A 22,471-nucleotide genomic window follows, 5' to 3' on the forward strand; every position below is an offset into this window, starting at 1 on the left:
TAGCACAATAGTTCTCCTATTTTGGAGAGAATACCTAAGATTTCCTGAGAAATACTCAGAAATAGATTGGGATGACATTTTATATTTTAAATAGGAAGCACGATATATGGGTTTTTTAGAAAAGATTGGTCTCAAGAAAAAAGAGAAAGTAGAAAAGGGCGTTGAAAAAAGTCGCTCCGGTATCATGAAAAAAATTGGTAAGGCTATTGCCGGTAAAGATACCGTAGATGCCGCTGTACTCGATGAGCTAGAAGAGATTCTTATCACCTCAGATGTAGGTGTTAAAACAACACTCGAAATTATCGACCGCATCGAAAAACGTGTAGCTGAAGATAAATACCTCAATAGTGATGAACTACAGCGTATTTTGCGTGAAGAAATTATTGGCTTACTCAAAGATCATTCTGCCGATAAACCAGCTGAGTTTGATGCAGAATTTCCACAAAAACCCCATATCGTAATGGTTGTTGGCGTTAATGGCGTTGGCAAAACAACCTCTATCGGTAAACTTGCCTATCTCTATAAAAAAGCGGGCAAAACTGTTATGCTTGGTGCCGCAGATACCTTTAGAGCTGCAGCTGTAGACCAACTCAAAGTTTGGAGTGAGCGTGCAGGAGTCCCTATCATCCAACAGGGACAAAACGCGGATCCCGCCGCTGTCGCCTACGATACGGTTGAATCAACTAAAGCCAAAGGTGCTGATATTGCTTTAGTTGATACGGCCGGACGCCTACATAACAAAAAGTCCTTAATGGAAGAACTTGCCAAAATAAAACGTGTTATGGGCAAAGTTGTTGATGGCGCTCCCCATGAAGTACTTCTTGTTCTTGATGCCTCTACCGGACAAAATGCCATGCAACAAGCCAAAGCATTCACCGACTTTGTTGATATCACCGGCTTGGTACTTACCAAGCTTGATGGCACGGCAAAGGGTGGTATTGTTATTGGGATCTCTAACGAGCTGAATGTGCCGGTAAAATATATAGGAGTGGGAGAAGAAATTGAAGACCTGCAAGTCTTTGATCGTGAACTATTTGTAAATTCGATGTTTAAGGATTAACCCCAAGAGCTCCTATGGCCGTTAAGAAAATCATATTTTTAATTTTCAACATTTTTAGTGACTATTGTAGTAATAGCTTAAGGACATCATCTCTAAATAACATCTATCGGTTTGGGTTACAGGGCTCTTTGCAAGCTACTACAATCTATAACTTCGATTGTATTACTTTTTTTATGGTTTCCGACCTGTGGTTGGGCACAACCGAACGGATTACAGGCCCTTCATAAAGCAGATTCACTGTCTCATGCTGCGCATTACGATTCGGCAAACTACTATTATAAAAAAGCTGTTCCCCTTTTTGAGAAAGAACAACAGTGGAATAAAAAGGCTTCTGCCCTCTATGCAATTAGCAATAATAAAAGCATTCAAGGCAATCTGGATAAAGCAGAAGAATACCTAAACAAAGCCCGAGCTGTTACCGAACAATACTTCACCCAAGACCATATCTTGAATGTTCAATACTTATACCTAAAAGCGCAGATTGCAGTAAATAAAGCTAATTACGACACGGCATTAACATATTATCAGCAAGCCACTGATGTTGTAAGCTCCGTAAACTCTGACAAGCGCTTGGTATGCCAAATTAAAATACTTGCTGGTATAGGAGAAACGTATACCGTAAAAGGTAAATATGACTTAGCAATACAGAAGCTTGATCGGGCCGAGGCATTATATCATCAATTCCAGCTGAATAATCCAAGAGTATTAAGTCGTATTTATAACAGTCATGGCACGGTATATAAAAAGCAAGGGAACTATAACAGATCTCTTGAACACTATCTTACATCTTTACAAATAGATCGTAAAACGCTACCGGACCAACATCCGGAATTGGCAAAATCATATAATAATATTGCCATAATCTATTACTATCAAAGTGATTATAAGCGTGCTTTAGACCATATGAAAAGTGCTGTTAGGGTGTTAACCGGTTTTCATGGTCGCAATCATTGGCTTGTTGCTCGCGGGTATAACAATATCGGTATTGTTTATTCCGAAATGGGGGAACTTGCAAAAGCAACGGAATATCTTAAAAAAACGCTAAGCGTCAGAAAAAACATTTTAGGAAAAGATCATCCCGAAATTGCCATTGGGTATCAGAACCTGGGGGCCATATTTTATGATCGGAACAAATATGAACAGGCCATTGAGAATTATAAAAAAGCACAAGACATACATCTTAAGCACTTCCCGGAAGGACATCCTGAGCTGGCTAATGTGTACGCCAACCTGGGCCAGGCTTATGATAAAAAAGGCAATTATAAGAAAGCACTTAATTTCTACCATAAAGATCTTGATATAAACCTTGATCTCTTAAGTAAAAACCATCCTTTTATTGGAGATACCTATTCCAAGATTGGAAAGACGTACGCTCACATTAATAACTTTGAACAAGCCTTACAATACTTTGAACGTGCTATTTCTATTTTTGTATCCAATTACAACAAAGAAATTGATATCGGAGAAGTGGTATTGAAAGATGTGTTATACCCCGCTAAACTCTTAGAGGTATTGCAGCTCAAAGGCCAGACTATTAAACAACAAGCTGCTAAATCAGCTGATTATCGATCACTGCTAGACCAATCGTTACAAACCTATTTACAGACCGTTCAGCTTATCAATAAGCTACAAAAGTCTTACAACCGAGAAGAATCTAAGTTTTTACTCCGAGAACGAACCTCAGTAATTTACAACGAAGGATTTCAAACCGCCTTTCAGCTTTATCAAGAAACTGGAAATCCCGACTACAAAAAATATGCATTCTATTTCGCAACACAGAGCCAAAGTCAAATTCTGCTGGAACAGATGCAAAAAGATGCGGCACAAAAGTTTGCAAATATTCCAGACTCACTTATTGCGCGAGAAACTAACCTTCGTAACAAGTTAACAACTTTACAACAGCAGCTTTCAAGTTTAGCTCAGACCCCTAAACAGACAGATTCTACCAAACAGCTGGCCCTGAAAGACTCCCTTTTCCACCTCCAAAAAACCTTGAGCAGTCATAACCAAACACTGGAGGAAACCTATCCCAAGTATTATCGCCTTAAATACCAGCCGCTTGTTACCAAGGTTTCCGAAATCCAGAATAAATTTCTGACACCGCAAGAAACAGTTATTCAATATTATTTTAGTAGCCAAAATTTGTATGCATTTACAATAACCAACTCTACTTTTCAACTCTGGGAAGTTAGTACAGATTCTCTGCTGACAAATAAAGTAAACGCATACCGCAAGGTACTCACGGAGGATTCTTCAGTATCAGATTTTAGGTCTGGAAGTTATTCCCTTTATCAGCAGCTTATAGAACCTATTAAAGAGGGGATTGATGGAAATAAGCTTCTCATCATTCCGGATGGAACGTTGCATTATCTGCCCTTTGAAAGCCTGGTAACCGACCCACAAAAGAACCAGAACCCTATACGCTTTTATGAACTTCCCTATCTTATTCATGATTATACGGTCAGCTATATGACCTCGGCCAATTATTTTGAGCTGTATCATCAAGAGCAAACCGGCAAATCCGCACCATCTAAGGAGTTTCTCGCCTTTGCTCCTGTTTTCTCTGAAATATCAACAGCTGAAAAAAGAGATTTATATCCGGGATATAACCGGCCATTACCTTCTTTACCGCTCAGCAAACAAGAAGTGCACAAAGTGGAAGAATTAATGAGTTATTCCAGCGGCTTTTGGCCTTTTCGGGATAAAAAAGAAAGTACCATCTTTGTTAAAGAGGAAGCCACAGAAGAAAATTTTAAAAACCTTCCCCTTAAAGATTATCGTTATATACATTTAGCTACCCATGCTTATGTTTCTGAAGAAAACCCTCACCAGTCAGGTATTCTATTTAGTGTTAGCCCGGAAGAACCGAAAGGTGGCATATTACATGCTTCTGAGATCTATAACCTTTCACTAAATGCTGAACTTGTTACTTTGAGTGCCTGCAAGACGGGGGTGGGAGAAATGGCAAAAGGAGAAGGAATAATAAGTCTGAGCAGAGCATTTCAATATGCGGGTGCTAGAAATCTCCTTGTCTCATTATGGAATGTGAATGACCGAGCAACTTCTCGTCTTATGATCAAGTTCTATGAACAATATCAAAATGAAGAATCTATTTCTCTGGCATTACAACGAGGCAAAAAAGAGATCATAACAAAGAGACGATATGCTCATCCTAAATATTGGGCTCCCTTTATTTTTATTGGCCAATAAAAAAAGGCCCCATACTGTATCATGCGGCCTTCGAAATTTTAGTTAAAATACTACGTAGCCGTCGTACTATCATCATCGTCAGCTGTTGAGCCATCGTCCTGATCCGGCATTGCTAAAGCTAATTGCTCTTCGTTGAAATCAAACATAATGATCTCCTGATCTTTTTTGAAAATTAAATGCATTGCGCTCTCTTTATGAAGACGCATAAAAATATGATATAATTTGTCCCCAATGACAAACTTTTTAACTTATAACAACAAGCTTTTTACAAAAATCTGATACTGCTTATTACAACGGGATGCATATAAGACGGCTACTTATTATCGGGGGTATTGTACTGACAATAATTCCCTGTGCAGCTAGTGGGCAAAGCCTCCAGCTGGCAGACTCTCTCTATCAAGAAGGCAAACAGTACGACAAAAGGGGACAAGAAAAAAAGTCTGAATTCTACTACCGAGAAGCCTACCATATCTACAGCAATTTCCAAGATACTGCTTCTTTTTTAAAGGCAGGAAAAGAATATGCCAGCGCCATGATGTGGCTATCAAAACATGAGGAGGCCTTGGCACTTTATCGGAAACTGCTCGATATCAATCATCCTGCCAACGATGCCTATAACCGGGGCGATATCTATAATAGTATGGGCTTATCTAATAAAAGGATTGGAAAATTAAATCAAGCCCTCGATTACTATAATAAATCACTTGAATTAGCGAAACAGTCAGAAGATGCCTTTCTCATTGGGGTTGTATACAGTAATCTGGGGTTGGTTTATAAAACAAAAGGAAATTATACCAAGGCCATGGACTTTTACAAGAAGTCACTGCCTTATTTTAAGCGCATAGATCGCTCAAAAAATGTGGCTATTACCCTTGGCAATATTGGAAATATTTACAAAGACTTAGCCCTTTATGAGCAGGCCCTGGAGTTCTTTAACCGGAGCCTGAAGATAATCCAACAAATAGGGGACGTCCGGCAGTTGGCAAATTCATATAGCCTTATAGGAAGTATACAACGGAAACGTGGCAACTATGACCAGGCACTGGTTTCTTTTAAAAAAAGCCTAGAATTCAGCCAAAAAGCAGGAACTCCGGGACAGATCTCCAGCGCCCTAAACAACATAGGCTTACTTTATAAACAGTTGGGAGAGTTTGAAAAAGCACTCAGCTATTATCAACAAAGTCTTGCTATTGCCCAAAAAACGGCTGGTCCTTTACAAATTGCAAGCAGAGTTAATAATCTTGGACAACTGCTTTGGCAGCAGGGTAAACATCAGCAGGCAAGCGACTATTTTACTAGAGCTTACAAGCTTCGTAAGAAGGGAGGAAACCCTCATGCTATTTACAGTTCCCTCATTACGATGTGGAAGAACAGCTTCCAAATAAATGATTTTGAGACAGCAAAACACTTTGCCAACCAGCTTAAAACAATAGGGGATTCGACCGACAGCTACAAAATGCTACTCAAATCTTCTGAGTTATTGGGGCGAATAGAACAAAAAAAAGGGAACGTACAGTCAGCCCTTACCCATTTTAAAAAAGCATATGCCTACAGCGAGTTTCTGCCTTCAAGTAAGCAACTGAGTGCTGCCAAAAACCTAGGTCGTCTTTATCACAAGCTGAACTCTGACAGTGCTATAACCTATGGTAAAAAAGCTATTACACTCATTGAAAAACATCGTTCAAATGCCGGTGCTGTCTCAGAACTTAAGTCGGGATACTTTGGGCAACACTCCGGTTTCTATACCGAAGTAGCCTCCTGGATTCTAACCTATTCACAAGATCCGGAAGAAGCGTACCAACTGGTAGAGCAAGCCAAGGCTCGATCATTGAGTGATCAACTGGTGCACGCTTCAGAAAACATTGACAGCCAGTTACCAAAAGAGGTACGTATTAAACGCAGAAAAAAACGTCGTCACATTGAAGAGCTCTATTCAACGTTAGAACAAACGGTAGACAAAGAAGAACAAGCTAATATTGAACAAAAAATTCATTCAGCAGAACTTAACTATGCGGCTTACGAAAATAAATTACATGAGGAGTATCCTGAATTGAAAGCCCTGCGATCTCCGGAACCCATTTCGTTGCGTCGTGCCCAGACACTGACTGATGAACAAACGGCGGTACTTGAATATGCACTTGCCGGCAATCAGCTTATTGCCTTTTTAATCAGTTCAGATAATGTTCATGTAGAACAGGTGTCCTTATCCGGAAGCCGACCATTAGACGAGCAGCTCACTGACTTAGTAGCAGATTTTAAAGGCAGTATTTTATCAAATGCTCCCCGGGCCCAATTGCGAAACCAATCAACAAAACTGTACAACACCTTAATAAAACCTTTTGAGGATGAGCTTGAGCAGTTTTCAAACCTTGTTATTGTACCTGATGGCGCTCTGGCCTACCTTTCCTTTGAGGCTCTTTCACGTGGAAATCAGTATCTTATTGAAGATTTTAGCATTAAGTATGAACCTTCGCTAACCAGCCTAAGTCTGCTTGAAGATTCTGATAACCTTAAGCGACAAGACCTGTTGGCCGTTGCAGGGTCAAATATTTCCAATGAAAATGCAAATAACACAAGCTTCAGACAAAGCAACCTTTCTGCGCTGCCTTCAACCCTGATGGAAATTGATTCTATTGCAACACAATTTTCAGAAACGGCTATTCTTAAAGAAAATGAAGTTTCCGAAGAACGCTTCAAAAAGATGCTTCAGCAGGACCAGTATCGCTATATCCATATGGCGACGCACGGTATTATTGACGAAGATCGACCGAGCAGAAGCGGCCTGGCTTTATCCTCAGAAGGGGAACTAACCGCTTCCTCAAAAGAAGATGGAATGTTACGCAGTTCAGAAATATTTGGCCTTGATATTCAATCTGACATGGTGGTTTTAAGCGCCTGCAATACCGGCCTTGGAAAAGTAGTGAAAGGAGAGGGCATGCTGGGCATGCAGCGTTCGTTCTTCTATGCGGGTGCCTCAACGGTAGTGGTAAGTCTCTGGAATGTCTACGACCGCTCAACAGCTTCTTTTATGACTGAATTTTATAAAGCCCTTAAAAACACACCCTCGGATGAAGGCTGGACCGATAGCATGCTCCGCTGGATTGGTTGGAATGAATCTATCCCATTTGGCCATAAAGCGAAAGCTATGCGGAAAGCAAAGCTAAAGATGATTAAACACCCCTTGTTTAACCATCCGGTGTATTGGGCACCTTTTGTAGTAGTAGGTCGTTAGGCTGCGAAACCCAAGGTGATTAAAATAAGGGTCTGGGGCGAAAGCTTGGGAAATACGTTTTAGCACAACGACTAATGAGAAAGAGCAATCCCTGATTCCCGAATATATACAGAACAAAATCTAACTTTCCCAAGTACTTTTTTGGTTCGTTTTCTGTAACAAAAAAATTGACATCCCAATACAAAGATTGTCAGAAATATTCCCCTACTGGAACACCTCTGTAACTTGTGCCAACATGGAAAGGGAGTAACTCCGGACCCACCCCTTTCCTCTTCCTACCAGCAGAACAACACGCTTAATTATCATCCCCTGTAATCTCTATAAATTCCTGGTTATCTACTTTTGGGGCTTCGTCAGTGTTCGCAATTGTTACCGTAGAGCCATAAATGGTACGAACAATATTAGCAAGTTTTTCAAAGCGTATTTTATGCACCTCATCAGATGGTCGATGATAATCTTCATGAACTCCGGTAAAGAAGAAAGCAAAGGGTACTCCTTTGCGTCCAAAATGCCAATGGTCACTGCGTCGATAAAACTGGTTCGGATCTTGCAGATCATTATACCGGTCACTTAGCGCAATATTGGCAGTTCGCCTATTCCCAGCATGAATTAAGCTGTCAAGTTGCGAAGAGATAATATCGCCCCCGATAATATAGCTATAGTTTTCAACCCCCTCTTTTTTATGCTTTTTATCAATACGGCCAATCATATCGATATTAATATTGGCCACTGTCTGATCCATAGGAATTACCGGGTGATCGGAATAATATCGGGATCCCAACAGTCCTTTCTCTTCTGCCGATACATTTAGAAAAAGTATACTCCGCTTGGGCTTCACCCTGTCTTCTCCGGCCTTTGCAAAAGCCCGTGCCACATTAAGTAACCCTATGGTTCCACTTCCATCATCATCAGCCCCATTATAAATACGATCTCCGGTAGAATCAGCGGCCCCAACCCCAACATGGTCGTAATGTGACGTAAGTACGACTATCTCTTCTTTCAGTTCAGGATCAACACCTTCGTAAAAAGCTAATACATTTCTCGAAATAACTTCTTTTTCTGATGAATAAGGAATATGGTCAAGCTGATAATTCAATTCGCGGGGCTGAAAATCTGTAATGTTTTCAATAGTCTCTTGCCTATATGCTGCAAGCTCTGTTTCAGATTCCAGGCCAAGCACCTTCACAGCGACTGAAGGCTTTATAATATTATACCCTTTACTAAAACCGCCAGAAGACTCTTCATCCCGATAAGCAAGGCTCAGCCGGCCAACTTTTCCATAATTAGCTTGCATTTTCTGGGCTCTCTCCTCGAATTCTTCAGAGTTTGCTGCCGGAATAATGAGCATACCCTTTGCGTCTTGCCCCATAATCGTTTGAAAACGGGAACGACTATCAATGGCTGCATCTATCAGCGTGTCGCCATCCACTACATTCGGAATCTCTTCAAATACCATAACCCATTTGTCTTTCAACGTAATATCCTTGAGATGTTGAACACCAAAAGAATCATCGTTAACTCCAAATCCTGCAAACACAATATCTGCCTTCAGGGTATCTGTTCCTCCAAAACGACGAATAAAATGTGCTTTAGAATCTTTACCGGCAGTAGACCTGTCAACAAGCTCCTTTTGATTATTTTGGGTATTATAGAGATTAAAAACTACGCTATCGCTCTTTGCTTCTGCCAGTTTAAAGTTCTGGAAATAAGTATTGTTATCGCCCGCCGGTTCCAGCCCAATCTGTTGGTACTCTTCAGCAAGATAATCAGCTGCCTTTTTCTCTGCAGGGGTCCCCGCTTCGCGACCTTTCATTGAATCAGCAGCAAATATTGTTAAATGCTTTTTTAAATAGGATACAGATATTTCATCTTGGTATTCTATAAGTGCCTCACTACTGGTATTGGGCGCCTCTGTAGATGGGTTTTCTTCTATAGAGGATTGGGAGGCCGTGCAGCCAGAAAATAGGATAGCCAATACCAGGGATAGTACGATGGTTCTTGCATTCATAGTTAATTATTTGAAAATGAGATTAACTGGTTCCAATAATTTCGTCTACGGGCTTTAGGTCGAGATAAAAAGAAGTAGGATCATCATCAACATAGAGGTTGATCTGCCGTTCTTTTAACATCTCTAACACTGCAAGGAAGGTTACTACAATTTTCGCTCTTGTTTGCAACTCCATGCAAAAATCATAAAATGATGTGCGTCCCTTTTGTTGCAATCGCTCTAATACGTATTCAGTTTGATCCTCAATAGAGTGCTCGATTTTTTCAACATGATGGACCGCCTCCTGCCTTTTAATATCTGTTAGCACCTTTTTAAAAGCAGCCATCAAATCAAACATTGTTACATCCTGGAGGGCCTCACCGCTTGCTTGCTTCTCAACCTGATCGACTTCATGATAACCACGAAAGCGCTTTTTCTGTGCTTCCTCTTCAATATTTTCCATTTTGGAAGCCATCTCTTTATAGCGCTTATACTCCAATAGCTGTTGTACAAGCTCGTAACGTGGATCGTGCTCATCCAGCTCATCCCCACTTTCTTCCTGAGGCAGCATCATCTTCGCCTTGATCGACATAAGCATGCTTGCCATCAGTATAAATTCGCTGGCTACATCCAGATCCAGCTCCTCCATCAGGGTAATATATTCTAAAAACTGGTTGGTAATATAGGAGATAGGTATATCGTAGATATCGAGCTCATCTCTTTTGATAAAGAAAAGCAATAGATCCAGTGGACCTTCAAAATTTTTGAGTTGAACGCGATACATATAATAATTATCTAACTATAATGAGTTGTCGCAAATATAAGCTGTTATGCCCCAAAAAAGTAAATATTTCCCGCATTTACTATAAAAGTTTAATACTTATGATTATTAGCAACTAAATCTTTATACTCTGCTAACAAACTGGTAAAGATTTTATACATGGACTATTCTGACTTAGTAAATGCACTGCAAGAGAACGACACGAAAAAAGCGAATGAGCTCATTACAGCTCTTCGCCCTCGCCTTATTGCTTTTTTACGCATTCATATGAATGCTACACAAGCAGATGCTGAAGATTGTGCTCAAGATGCGCTCTTAAATTCTATTGAAATCATCAACGAAGACCGAATTGAAAAACCCGAACAGGTTGTTTCTTATATTCTTTCTACCTGTAGAAATACATACCTGAAGATGCAAAAGAAGAAACGTCCGGAAGCTGTTGAAGATATTTCCACAAGAAACCAACAAGACCCGCGTCAACTCCAGTCATTGCTGGATAAAGAACAGAAGAGGTTACTTAAGTTGTGTATGGAACAACTAAAGGAAAAATACCAGACATTCATGCAGTATTGGTTTGACCACCCCGATGCCCAGGCAAAAAAAGTAGCAAACCACTTTGATATCAGTGTGAGTAATACCTGGACTCGTAAACATCGTATCATTAAAAAGTTAAATGAGTGCTATACCAAAAAAAGCAAATTATAATGTAAGGATTTGACTTCCCGAGGGTCTTACCTAACAGACCCTTGACACTAAATTGCTTATAAAGCAATTCAAGCGCGAAATAAACCTTTTTTCATGAACAATATTTCAAGAGACATAGAACTGGAAAAGCAAATAGATGCCTATGTAAAAGGAAAGCTCACTGAAGAGCAGGTAGAAGCCTTATGGGAAAAACTTCTGTTGCGTCCAGACTATATTAAACTGTTAGAAACTGAATTAGGTGTACAATCGATTCTAGAAGAAACCTCTTCTGATGATGAGAGCTCAACGGAAGTAAATGACAAAGATACCATTTATTCCTTCAAGCAATCATGGAAGTGGATTGCTGCTGCAGCCTCAGTTGCAATTTTAGTGGTAGCTATTAATTTTTTGCAACAGGATACGAGTCAATCAATCCAAGAGATGGCTTTAAAGAATATAGATGTTTCTACAAATATTTCTTCTGCTCCTGTTCTGCGATCACAAAAAGCCACTATCGCTCCAGCCGATTCACTATTAAATCGAGGATTTCAAGCAACAATTTCCGGTAATGTAAAAGAAGCAATGCAATTCTATGAGAAAATTATCACCCAGTATCCTGATGAAACAGCTGCTGTAAAAGCTTATCTCAACAAGGGTATTATTCAATACAATTCCGGAGAATTTAAGTCTTCAATCAGTTCCTTTGTGGAAGTTGTCGAAAATGTAGAGGAAAATCCGGTTACCGAAGAGAAAGCATATTGGTATATGGGCAATGCCTATATCAATTTGGAGAAACTTTCAAAAGCGCGAGAAGCTATTCATACCGCTTATTCTATGGATGGGATCTATCGAAAACCGGCCTACCGTATCTTGCGAAAACTGGACCATGAGCTTGGCAATGTCGATTTCGATGATTTTGACCAGCAAATGAAAGAAGGATAAACTGGCTTCGATACTTTGCAAATAATGAGTTAATTTTGCCTGTTGGAATACGTCCTTAACTCATTAGGTTTACTATTTTGCAAAACCCTCTATTAGATGCTTCCGATAGCGACAGAGATTTTGAGCAAAACCTCCGCCCTACTCGTATAAGCGAGTTTATAGGACAAAAAAAGGTTGTTCGAAATCTTTCTGTATTTATACAAGCTGCCCAAAAACGAGACGAGGCACTAGACCATGTAATTCTCTCGGGACCTCCGGGACTTGGAAAAACTACTCTGGCCCATATCATCGCAAACGAGATGGGGGTTCAAATAAAGCCTACTACCGGTCCTGTACTTGAAAAGCCGGGCGATTTGGCAGGCATGCTTACTAATCTCGAAGAAGGAGATGTGCTTTTTATCGATGAGATCCACCGACTTAACCCGGTTGTAGAAGAGTACCTTTATTCCGCGATGGAAGACTACAAGCTAGATATTGTTATTGACTCGGGGCCGAATGCCCGAAGTATACAGATTGAACTAAACCGGTTTACACTAGTAGGGGCCACCACTCGCAAGGGACTGCTAACCGCACCGCTACGAGCTCGTTTTGGTATTGACATGAGACTGGATTATTATGACGTGGAGCTGTTACAACGTATTGCTCTACGTACAGCAGCAATTCTGAATATGGGTATTACTGACACCGGGGCCCACGAAATAGCGCGCCGTAGCCGAGGCACACCACGTATTGTAAACAAACTTCTTCGGCGTACTCGCGACTTTGCCCAAGTTGAAAATATGGACACCATCAACGATGCTATTGCCGATAAAGCTCTGAATGCTCTTGATGTAGATCAAAATGGTTTTGACGAAATGGATATCCGCATACTCAAAGCTATTATCGAAAATTATGATGGGGGGCCGGTAGGGCTGGGTACTCTTGGTGTTGCTGTTGGCGAAGACAAGGGGACTATTGAAGAGGTCTATGAACCCTACCTTATTAAAGAAGGATTCTTGCAACGTACTCCCAAAGGGCGTATTACTACCCGTAAAGCGTTTGAATATTTGGGTGTAACTCCTCCTGAAGAAGAAAATGAATAGCGTATTTAGCAGCGGCGTTGTGTTTTTATAAATCCAAACAACGCCATCATCCGGTTCTTATGAGTTATTAAAAGTGCTCTATTAATTCTAATGGCAATTTATCTGCAACATTAAAGAGTTTTTTGTAGCTTCAAGGGCTTTATAACTGACAACCTTTTCACGAATTTTGTATTAATAATGAAGAACCTCTTTACCTCTGAATCTGTCTCTGAGGGACATCCTGATAAAGTTGCTGATCAAATTTCTGACTCTATTCTTGATGCCATGCTTTCGCAGGATCCCGAATCTAGAGTAGCAGTAGAAACATTAGTAACAACCGGACTTGCAGTAATCTCCGGCGAAGTTACTACTGACGCTTATGTAGATGTACAAGAGATAGCCCGACAAGTCATACGCGACATTGGATATACGAAAAACTCATACCGGTTTGATTCGGAGTCTTGTGGTGTTTTAACCACAATCCACCAACAAAGTCCTGATATTGCTCAAGGAGTGGATGAAGGAGATGACAAGAAAATGGGTGCCGGTGATCAGGGAATGATGTTCGGCTATGCTACAACAGAAACCGATACCTATATGCCAATGAGCCTGCAGTATTCCCACGATCTGCTGCGCAAACTCGCTCACATTCGTAAAAACACGACCCTTCTACCATATCTGGCACCCGACAGTAAAAGCCAGGTTACGGTTGAATATGATGAAAATGGTGACCCCAAGCGTATTGATACCATCGTTATTTCTACGCAACATGATGAAGATGTTTCTCAACCCCAAATCAAACAGGACTTAAAGAAACATCTTATTCCAGAAGTAATTTCTGAAGAACTAATGGATCCAGAAACAATTCTGCATGTTAACCCTACAGGTAAATTTGTAATTGGCGGCCCACATGGCGACACCGGCCTTACAGGTCGTAAGATCATTGTTGATACCTACGGTGGACGAGGAGGTCACGGTGGAGGTGCTTTTTCCGGAAAAGATCCTTCTAAGGTAGACCGCAGTGCAGCATATGCATCACGGCATATCGCAAAAAATATTGTAGGTGCCGGTCTTGCTGATGAATGCTTGGTACAGCTGGCCTACGCTATTGGCATTGCAGAACCGGTTTCTGTGAATGTTGATACCTATGGTACGGGCAAAGTTGAAGATATTAAATTGGCTGATGCCATTAAGAAAACATTTGACCTAACCCCAAGTGGCATCATAAGTAGATTTGATTTGCTGCGTCCCATTTATTCAAAAACAGCAGCATACGGGCACTTTGGACGCGAAGAGTTTCCGTGGGAAAAGCTGGATTATACCGACAAGATCCAAAATGCTCTTTAATCCTTTTCAGACAATAAAAAAGGAGTCATCTCCAAACGGGATGACTCCTTTTCTTTTTTAAGACTAAAATCTTGTTAGCCGTCCAATAACTCTTTGACAGTATCTTTCGCTTCATCCATCAGCCCTTGTTTAATTGCTTCTTTAGTAGCTTCTTCAAGAATCGGTTTAAGAATCTGTTCCACGACCTGCTCCATTGTATCATTTCCTTCTTTTCCGATGCCTTCAATTTCAATTTTAGAAAAAGCACCCTGAACTGATTTTTCTTCACCTATATCTGTTGTTAATGTTAACCGGCCATCTTCTATCAAAAGGTGATCAACAATTACGTTTGTATCTGAAGAGGAGTCCCCTCCCAACTCATCACTTAACGCATTGAGATTACTACCGATTACCTTTTGTTCAAAATAAAGTTCTGGGTTTTCAATACGAATTTCTTTAACCCTCACCGTTTCTGAAAAAAGCGAATAAGGGTCAATTTCCAACGTTATTTGCTGCAACTTAACAGCAGGGTTTTCACTAAATCCCTCTGGATTATGAATGGTAATACCCTTGATTGAACCCTTCCCATTTAATATTGAAATGGTCACATCCTCTACCTCTACAGATGTATCTAACATTTCTGAGGTAGTACTTTCAATATTGGACTTAACCATACTGTCAACACTGAGAGAAAGAATAACGGCCCCAATAGTTGCAGTAATTATTAAGCCAAAAAGAACTTGAAAAACTGGTTTCATAAAAACGGATTATTGAAAATTAAGGTAATATTGTTTCATTTCTCTGCTCCCCAAATATAAGAGGGTTAGACCAAAGTATTGAAAAATAAAAAGGGCATAGAATTAAGATTTAATTCTATGCCCTTACTGCTGTAAAAAACTATCAGTTAGTTTCCAGAACTTCCATCAATCGTTTGGCCGAAAAAGACCGCATTCATAAATAGTTTATTAGTGCCATACCAAAAGGCACGAAAGTTAGGGTTATCGGTCATTGAAATAACGCGACCGCTTCCTACATCACTGACAATAATAGCAGCTGTTCCGGATAGATTTTCTAAGTTCTCTTCCGAAATATATCCACTGGCCAACGGATTTTCGGTGTAATAGAGAGGCGTTGCATATGGGTTTTCTGCCTTTTCTAAGAACAAGGTGCTATTTCTAAATACCGTCAAATCATCATCGTTATAGCCATATCCCAAGGGATGTGTTAAATCTAACTTTGTATTAAAAATGCTACCTCCGATATACTGAGCACCGCGTGCTTTATCCATCTCTGCATACGGTTTGGGAGTCACATTCTTTCCTTCATCTTCCGACTCATCTTCTTTAGCAAATTCAATATTTGCCAACTCATTTCTCTTGGCCCAATTATTAGCATACTTAGTGGTAATGAGTGTTCCACCATTTTGTATCCATTGTTTTATTTGGCTAACAGCTTGCTTAGATATGTTCCCATATCCACCATTAACCATAACAATAACATTATACCGGCTGAGATCTGCGAAGTTAAGACGGTCCGGGGGGAAAAGGGTGGGAGTCATATCATAACGCTGATCCAGCAGATGCCAGACTTCACCCACTTCATATGAACTTGCCCCTTCTCCGGCTAGTACTGCCACTTCGGGTTGTTCCAGATCTTCAAAAGAACCACTGCCGAGATCAATACCGCGGGGGGTGAGCCCACTGTCAACGGCATATACGGTCAATCCATCTTTATTCGCAGCTTTTTTCATCAGAGCATGGATTTCTGAACTATCCAAATATTGCGGGCCTACCGGCACCAGCACGGTTCCATAGTCAAACTTTTGGGTACCATTAGCAGTAATAGCAGTAAACGGCTTGGATGCTACCTTCGTACGCACTCCTGCTTCCTGCAGGCGATTTAAAGCCCTGGGCGCATAATACTCATCCCATTCAAACACATAAGAATACTCACTTCTATCACCTACTATTTGCCCTTCCGGAAACTCCGGAAGTCCCTCTACTTTCTTACCAAGAAAATTATCACTGTAATCACGGCCCTCAAGTTCGGCAAATGGCAAATTAAAAGCATAGGGCATCGTCCATGTAGAAACATCATAAAATAGACTATCAGAAAATGAAGTACGGCGTTCAAATAGTGCCTTCACAAATCTATACTGTTTCTGATCCGAAGGAATAACAAAAGAAGAGTTTGCCTCAAATGACTCTCCATCTGTTTTAATATTCTTTGCTAACCTATAAAGCTCCACCTTGTGTCGCTTTAGCATCTCTACGAAATGATGGGTCCGGGCATTATCATGGGGCGTTCCAAAAACGTATCCTTCAATGTCAGCATTTTCTCCCTTTCGCTTGGACTCCTGGAAGAAACTCCGCTGATAGTTCAAAATTTCCTGGCGTAAATTCTGAGCTGCTTCCAAGGTTGAAAGTGAAGTCAGGAATTGATTTTTAATAGTAAAAGGGAACTTCAATTCTCCATGCACACTCTCTTGGGCATGTCCCCGAGAACTGGCCTGCTCAAATAAGATACCGATCCCACCATTGACATCTGGGTAAGTGGAGCCTTTTCCATAGTAAAAGTCATCAAAACTTTCTTGTGAGTAATACAGTCGCTTCTCATTATCCAGCTGTTCGGCGTGATAATCAGCAATTGCTTTGGTTAAACTCTGATTTTGCTCCGGGGTAATAGGATGAGTCCGTGACTGTATTCCCGGCTGAAAAAAGAAGGTAGAGTTGGTCCCCATCTCGTGGTGATCAGTCAAAATATTGGGTTTCCACTTATGGAAGTTATCAATACGTCCTTGACTCTCGGGATGCTGTACCAACATCCAGTCGCGGTTTAGGTCAAACCAGTAGTGATTTGTACGCCCGCTTGGCCACCGTTGGTTTAGCTCCAAGCTATTAGGATCACTTACCAGATTTTTACTTTTGTGCGTATTCGCCCAGCTGGCAAACCGATTAAGTCCATCGGGGTTTAGACTTGGGTCTAATAATATTACACTGTTTTTAAGCTTTTGTTCAATCTCTTTGCCCTGGGCTGCTGCCAAATAATAAGCCACTAACAAAGAAGCATTTGAACCGCTTGATTCATCTCCGTGAATACTATATCCCCAATACATTACAATCGGCATATTTTCAGTATCCAATTGCTCCGAACGCCCAGGATCTGTGAGTGCTACATGGTTCTTTCTAATTTGTTCAATATTCTGGTGATTTGAAGCTGAAGTAATTGTCAAATAGATCAGAGGACGGTCTTCGTACGTTTTTGCAAATTTGTGCAGTGTAACACGGTCAGAAGCCTCAGCTACAGATCGCATATACTTTACAAGCTGGTCGTGGCGTACATGCCATTTCCCAGGTACTGTTCCTAGCACCTCTTCCGGAGTAGGTATTTCAGCATTATATGTTACATCCTGTGGTAAATAATAGTCCATGGAGGCTTCAGCCTCAGCAGGATTCTGTGCATACACACTTGTAGAAAGCAGTAGAGTGAAAAAGCCAAGCAAAAGCGTATAAAATCTCATAAGTCTGCTATTTTAAAATTTTGAACAAAAGTTAGTTTTCCCTTTAGTGTAAAGGTTATAAATGAAAAATGTTTTAAAAAATAAAAGGACACCGCCCGTTAAGACAATGCCCTTTTATTCTAAAAACTATTTTTTATTACTAAGCATACCTGAAGATAGCTGCGATTGAAGAATCATTTGGCATATCTTCTTTATCTAAGGCATAAACATTACCACTTTGGGTAAGAGTCTTAATAGCTGCCATATTAATCAGGTCGTGTTCACCGTTCTTGGGCTTAGGACTGTGATGTACAACATCGCGTTCAGTATCAAACCAGCCCCAGCTATGCTCACCGATTGGAACGAAGAGAGACTCCACTTTACCATAATAAGCAGCCTCAACAATTTTTGTAAGATTATCTGACTGTTTGTCGGATCCAGATAAATCCCCAAAGCGTTTGATATCATCATACATATCTTTCAAGAAATATGATTGAATTATCTCCCACCCCTCGTCCTTTATTTCCTCATTACTTTTAGGATCTGGATTACCAGAAATAGTCTCATCCATTATTCGGCTATAATGGTTTGCCTTTCGATATAGTGCCACAGCCTCATTGATACCTGTTAATACCAACGGATCGTTTCGCTTTCGCAATATAGAGGTAACTTCATTTTCAATGGTTTTTAAATAGTTTTCGACATAGTCTGTTTCTACCGATCCGTCTCCCCAGCCGTGGAACATGCTTTCGGACCCTCCACTGCCTGCTGATGTAATATTTTTCTCATATACATCATACTTTTTGAACTCTTCCATATTTTTGGGAGAGTCTTCCAACTCAATTTCCGTCACCTCAGCCCGAGAACACCGCAGCAATCGCACCTTCTTTTGACTCAGAGCCAATATGCAAAAGGAGCCTTCTAATGATATCATAGGTACCAATGGAGTAATAAGGAAATGGTCATCCACCATCACCCGTTCTTTAAAGCTGTGAGGTACCCGGTGATATTCGAAATCATCCTCGGTTATAAATAGGGCCAATCCTTTATCATTATGTTGCCAGAACATTGGTTTATCTAGCAGGTCTGTTGGTTCTTTGAGTACGTTTTTTATACGTTGCTCTTTTACTTTATGCTCCTTGAGCTGTTCTTTTGCCTCAGTTAATAAATTTTTTAATCGAATAGGATCCTGTTGCACTTCTTCGCCCATTTTGTGCGTAGGCAAATAGATAGAAATGCATATATCTTGTTCTTTTTCGGCAAGATTGAGGATGTCTTCACGAGTAATCATAGATACCTCCAACAATAATTAAATATTAACACCTTGCTGATTTGATAAAAACAGTTCTTCAGAAGTAAAGATTCACATTTATCTTAACTAAATTTTGAACATTTTTTTATCAGCTGCGATAGTATTATAACGAATAAGCCAGTACATATTACAATGTATTTAATGAGAAAAAAGGAAAATTTTTCAGCATATAAATAGATCCAAATTTAATTTTGCCTCCAATTTTATTATCGTTGTTTTCAACGTCGGCCAATTTAAAAAATATTCAATATGGAGGACTCTCAAAACAATCCTGTTCAAGAAAAGAAACTAGAGATTAAGCCGTGGGATGGAATAAAGCAAAGCCTGGGACCGGGCTTGCTTATGGCTGCAGCTGCAATTGGTGTGTCTCATCTAGTGCAATCTACGCGGGCAGGGGCTTCATACGGTTTTGCCCTCATTTGGGCCGTAGTATTAGCGAATATTTTTAAGTATCCTTTTCTTGAGTACGGTCCCCGCTATGCCATTGCCACCGGCGAAAGTATGATTGAAGGCTATAAACGACTGGGAAACTGGGCAATTGGCATTTTTGTAGCCTTTACTATCGGGACAATGTTTGCTGTTCAAGCAGCTGTTACGATCGTAAGTGCCAGCCTTGCAGCTGAACTTACCGGCATAGCGCTAACTCCCGTACTCTGGAGCGCTATCTTACTGGCAATCTGTATTCTACTTCTTATGTCAGGGCAATATTCGGCACTTGATGGTGCAATAAAATTAATTATGATTGTACTTGCCCTTTCTACTGTTGTTGCGGTAGGTGCTGCCTTGTTTCAGGGGGGACAGCAACAAGTAGCCGATTACTACCCAAGTATATGGGATATAGCCGGAGTCTCTTTCCTTATTGCCCTTATGGGGTGGATGCCTATTCCTATTGACGCCTCGGCCTGGCATTCACTATGGACCCTGGAACGCGAAAAGCAAACCCAGTACCGGCCCAAACTAAAAGAATCCCTGCTTGATTTTAATATAGGATATATAGGAGCAGCTGTACTGGCATTGGGCTTCCTACTACTGGGCGCTCTCGTGATGTATGGCAGCGGCGAAGAATACGCCAGCAGTGGAGCCGTCTTTGCTGGCCAACTCATTGGACTCTATACCGAAAGCCTCGGAAATTGGGCATATACCGTCATTATTATTGCTGCCTTCACTACCATGTTTAGCACTACACTAACTGTTACCGATGCCTATCCCCGCGTAAGTCGGCGCATGCTGGAAGTACTTATGCCCCAAACTTTTGATGAAAAAGATAACCTTAGGCTATATCGACTCTTACTAATTATCATATCAGCTCTTTCTCTGGGTGTGCTGTATTTTCTGGGCGACTCCTTTACTTTGATGGTAGATTTGGCAACCACGCTTTCGTTCTTAACCGCCCCCGTACTGGCATACCTTAACTACCGTTTAGTAACAGCTGAACATATGCCAGCTGACTGCAAACCCAAACCATGGCTCAAGTGGTTAAGTTGGAGTGGCATTATTTTCCTCACCGGCTTTGCTCTGCTTTATATTTATTGGATTATACGCTTTGGATAAAAAAACATACATAGCATTTCTTCGCGGTATCAACGTTGGCGGGCATCGACCACTGAAAATGGAAGACCTGCGACAGATGTTTTTGCTGTTGGGATTTAAAAAGGTTGAGACCTATATACAAAGTGGTAATGTGCTCTTCGATGTTTCAGATTCTCATCAAACCGATCAACTTGGCCATCTCATACAAGAGCAAATTAAAGAATCATTTGGCTATGAGGTACCGGTTATTATTAGATCCTTTTCTACACTGAAAAAAATTCGAGCCGATTTTCCTTTTGATATTAAAGAAGACTGGAAAGGATATATCACATTTCTTGCCCAAAAACCTGATGATGAGTCTAAAGATCAATTGGAGAGTCAGTCCAATGACGTTGAAACCTTTAAAGTGGTTGGTTCTGAGGTCTATAGCATTATAAATAAAAAAGCGGACCGAAAGCCGCAGTTTTCAAATCGATTTATGGAGAAACAACTGAGCGTTGCAGGAACCAACAGAAACCTGCGCACCATTAGTAAAGTTTTGAACTTAGTCTCATCTGAATAACGGTAGTTTGCTATGAATAGAATTGACCGGCTTACTGCAATTATCATATATCTGCAGGGACGAAAACGTGTAACAGTAGAAGAACTGGCCGAACGATATGATATCAGTAATCGTACGGTTTACCGCGATCTGCGTGCTCTGCAAGAAGCCGGAGTGCCTATTGGTTCGGAACAGGGAAGAGGTTATTTTATTGTTAAAGGGTATCACCTGCCCCCAGTAATGTTTAATAAACAAGAAGCTGCCGCTTTACTATCTGGAGAACGACTAATGCAAAAGTGGCGTGACACCCAGCTGGGTGAATCCTACACCTCTGCCCTGGATAAAATACGTTCGGTATTACGAAACCAAGAGAAAGAATACCTCGATACCCTGGACCAGCGTATCAAAACACTGCCATATCATGATAAAAAACCAACCAATACACACCACCGTGTCTTTAGCTTTTTACAAGATGCCCTTGTTAAAAAACAGGTTGTAAGCATTAATTACTACTCTCCCTATAAAGATCAAAACACGCGTCGCAATGTAGAACCGCTGGGTTTATTACTGCGAAGTAACCATTGGTACTTTGCTGCCTGGTGTCGGCTGCGTAAGGACTACCGTATGTTTCGTATTGACCGGATTAAGGAGTTTAAAAAAACCTCAAAAGAAATCCCCGACCCTTCACCCCATACACTAAAAGAGTTTTCGGAACAAAGTCTTCGAAAACAAGAAGACTTAGATGAAGTTAAAGTATTATTTAATAATAAGATGATACGCTATATGGGCGATCAAAAGTATTATCACGGGTGGACATCAGAAGTAACGGTAGAGGAGGGCGTCCTTATGACTTTCCTGATTTCATCAATGGAGTACTTTGCCCGCTGGCTGTTGGTATGGGGCAAAGGTGCTACCATTCAAGAGCCCAATAGTCTCAAAGAAAAGATCAAAAAATTGAGTAAAGGGCTGTATCAACACCATAATGCTAAATAAATAAGTTACTACTCCTTCCTGTTACAATTTATCTCTTCTTGTTCAGTCCAATAACTGCTGACTAGCATTTGTCACATGCCGACTTGCTGTCTAGTCTTAGTAGTAGAAAATAAAACTGCTAATATAAAACTATCACGAAACCATGGGTAATCAACTTCAAACAGTAAAAGGAACCCGATAAAAACCTATTGGAAACGGTGAAACTCAGAGTACTTTTGTAGTTTTAAATTCCCAAAAATTAACCATTCCAATAATGACGTTTCCCCCTTTAAAAAATATATCGGCATTGACATAGGGTTGTCATAACTGGCTA

Annotated in this window: 16 protein-coding genes; 10 read left to right on the forward strand and 6 right to left on the reverse strand. The window is 40.6% G+C overall.

Annotation, left to right across the window (positions count from 1 at the left end; translation table 11 throughout):
• The first annotated feature begins 106 nt into the window (after positions 1-106).
• Positions 107-1,060 (forward strand): signal recognition particle-docking protein FtsY, encoded by a 954-nt coding sequence (ftsY, locus tag FCN14_RS09590; protein WP_138431062.1) that lies wholly within the window; start codon positions 107-109, stop codon positions 1,058-1,060.
• A gap of 111 nt (positions 1,061-1,171) precedes the next feature.
• A complete protein-coding gene (locus FCN14_RS09595) occupies positions 1,172-4,270 on the forward strand; it encodes a CHAT domain-containing protein (protein ID WP_138431063.1) in 3,099 nt (1,032 codons plus the stop codon).
• Positions 4,271-4,320: 50 nt separating this feature from the next.
• Here the strand turns inward: FCN14_RS09595 and FCN14_RS15740 are convergent, their stop codons facing one another.
• On the reverse strand, positions 4,321-4,476 hold the full coding sequence (locus tag FCN14_RS15740) for a hypothetical protein (protein ID WP_171032877.1): 156 nt from the start codon (positions 4,474-4,476) through the stop codon (positions 4,321-4,323).
• 92 nt (positions 4,477-4,568) lie between these two features.
• Here FCN14_RS15740 and FCN14_RS09600 point away from each other — a divergent pair, with 92 nt between their 5' ends.
• Positions 4,569-7,502 carry a CHAT domain-containing protein gene (locus tag FCN14_RS09600; protein ID WP_138431064.1) on the forward strand — a complete coding sequence of 978 codons (2,934 nt, stop codon included), beginning with the start codon at positions 4,569-4,571 and terminating at the stop codon, positions 7,500-7,502.
• A 295-nt stretch (positions 7,503-7,797) separates the two neighbouring features.
• Here the strand turns inward: FCN14_RS09600 and FCN14_RS09605 are convergent, their stop codons facing one another.
• Together FCN14_RS09605 and FCN14_RS09610 are read right to left on the reverse strand one after the other, a co-directional pair.
• Positions 7,798-9,510: a M28 family peptidase gene (locus FCN14_RS09605; RefSeq protein WP_138431065.1), complete on the reverse strand. Its 1,713-nt coding sequence runs from the start codon at positions 9,508-9,510 to the stop codon at positions 7,798-7,800.
• A 22-nt stretch (positions 9,511-9,532) separates the two neighbouring features.
• Positions 9,533-10,273: a segregation and condensation protein A gene (locus tag FCN14_RS09610; protein WP_138431066.1), complete on the reverse strand. Its 741-nt coding sequence runs from the start codon at positions 10,271-10,273 to the stop codon at positions 9,533-9,535.
• A 156-nt stretch (positions 10,274-10,429) separates the two neighbouring features.
• Here FCN14_RS09610 and FCN14_RS09615 point away from each other — a divergent pair, with 156 nt between their 5' ends.
• The 4 genes from FCN14_RS09615 (at position 10,430) to metK (ending at position 14,304) form a co-directional block, all read left to right on the forward strand.
• Complete coding sequence (locus FCN14_RS09615) at positions 10,430-10,975, forward strand: RNA polymerase sigma factor (protein ID WP_138431067.1); 546 nt, start codon at positions 10,430-10,432, stop codon at positions 10,973-10,975.
• A 93-nt stretch (positions 10,976-11,068) separates the two neighbouring features.
• Positions 11,069-11,896 (forward strand): tetratricopeptide repeat protein, encoded by an 828-nt coding sequence (locus tag FCN14_RS09620; RefSeq protein ID WP_138431068.1) that lies wholly within the window; start codon positions 11,069-11,071, stop codon positions 11,894-11,896.
• 77 nt (positions 11,897-11,973) lie between these two features.
• Complete coding sequence (gene ruvB / locus FCN14_RS09625; RefSeq protein WP_138431069.1) at positions 11,974-12,978, forward strand: Holliday junction branch migration DNA helicase RuvB; 1,005 nt, start codon at positions 11,974-11,976, stop codon at positions 12,976-12,978.
• Positions 12,979-13,155: 177 nt separating this feature from the next.
• Positions 13,156-14,304, forward strand: a complete 1,149-nt coding sequence (metK, locus tag FCN14_RS09630) for a methionine adenosyltransferase (protein ID WP_138431070.1) — start codon at positions 13,156-13,158, stop codon at positions 14,302-14,304.
• A gap of 74 nt (positions 14,305-14,378) precedes the next feature.
• Here the strand turns inward: metK and FCN14_RS09635 are convergent, their stop codons facing one another.
• The 3 genes from FCN14_RS09635 to FCN14_RS09645 form a co-directional block, all read right to left on the reverse strand.
• Positions 14,379-15,041 (reverse strand): AsmA family protein, encoded by a 663-nt coding sequence (locus FCN14_RS09635; RefSeq protein ID WP_138431071.1) that lies wholly within the window; start codon positions 15,039-15,041, stop codon positions 14,379-14,381.
• Between the two features lie 146 nt (positions 15,042-15,187).
• Positions 15,188-17,803, reverse strand: a complete 2,616-nt coding sequence (locus FCN14_RS09640; protein WP_138431072.1) for a M14 family zinc carboxypeptidase — start codon at positions 17,801-17,803, stop codon at positions 15,188-15,190.
• Positions 17,804-17,942: 139 nt separating this feature from the next.
• The gene (locus FCN14_RS09645; RefSeq protein WP_138431073.1) at positions 17,943-19,073 is read right to left on the reverse strand and encodes a baeRF7 domain-containing protein; all 1,131 of its coding nucleotides are present in this window, start codon (positions 19,071-19,073) and stop codon (positions 17,943-17,945) included.
• A 270-nt stretch (positions 19,074-19,343) separates the two neighbouring features.
• Here FCN14_RS09645 and FCN14_RS09650 point away from each other — a divergent pair, with 270 nt between their 5' ends.
• The 3 genes from FCN14_RS09650 to FCN14_RS09660 are packed head-to-tail and all read left to right on the forward strand — an operon-like array spanning position 19,344 to position 22,158.
• Positions 19,344-20,645, forward strand: coding sequence for an Nramp family divalent metal transporter (locus FCN14_RS09650; protein WP_138431074.1), 1,302 nt, complete (start codon positions 19,344-19,346; stop codon positions 20,643-20,645).
• Entirely contained in the window at positions 20,638-21,186 is a 549-nt protein-coding gene (locus FCN14_RS09655) for a DUF1697 domain-containing protein (protein ID WP_171032878.1), read from the forward strand. The genes FCN14_RS09650 and FCN14_RS09655 overlap by 8 nt, the downstream gene beginning before the upstream one ends.
• Positions 21,187-21,198: 12 nt before the next feature.
• Entirely contained in the window at positions 21,199-22,158 is a 960-nt protein-coding gene (locus FCN14_RS09660) for a helix-turn-helix transcriptional regulator (RefSeq protein ID WP_138431076.1), read from the forward strand.
• Positions 22,159-22,471: the final 313 nt, after the last annotated feature.

It is taken from the genome of Fodinibius saliphilus (assembly GCF_005869845.1).
Lineage (GTDB): Bacteria > Bacteroidota > Rhodothermia > Balneolales > Balneolaceae > Fodinibius > Fodinibius saliphilus.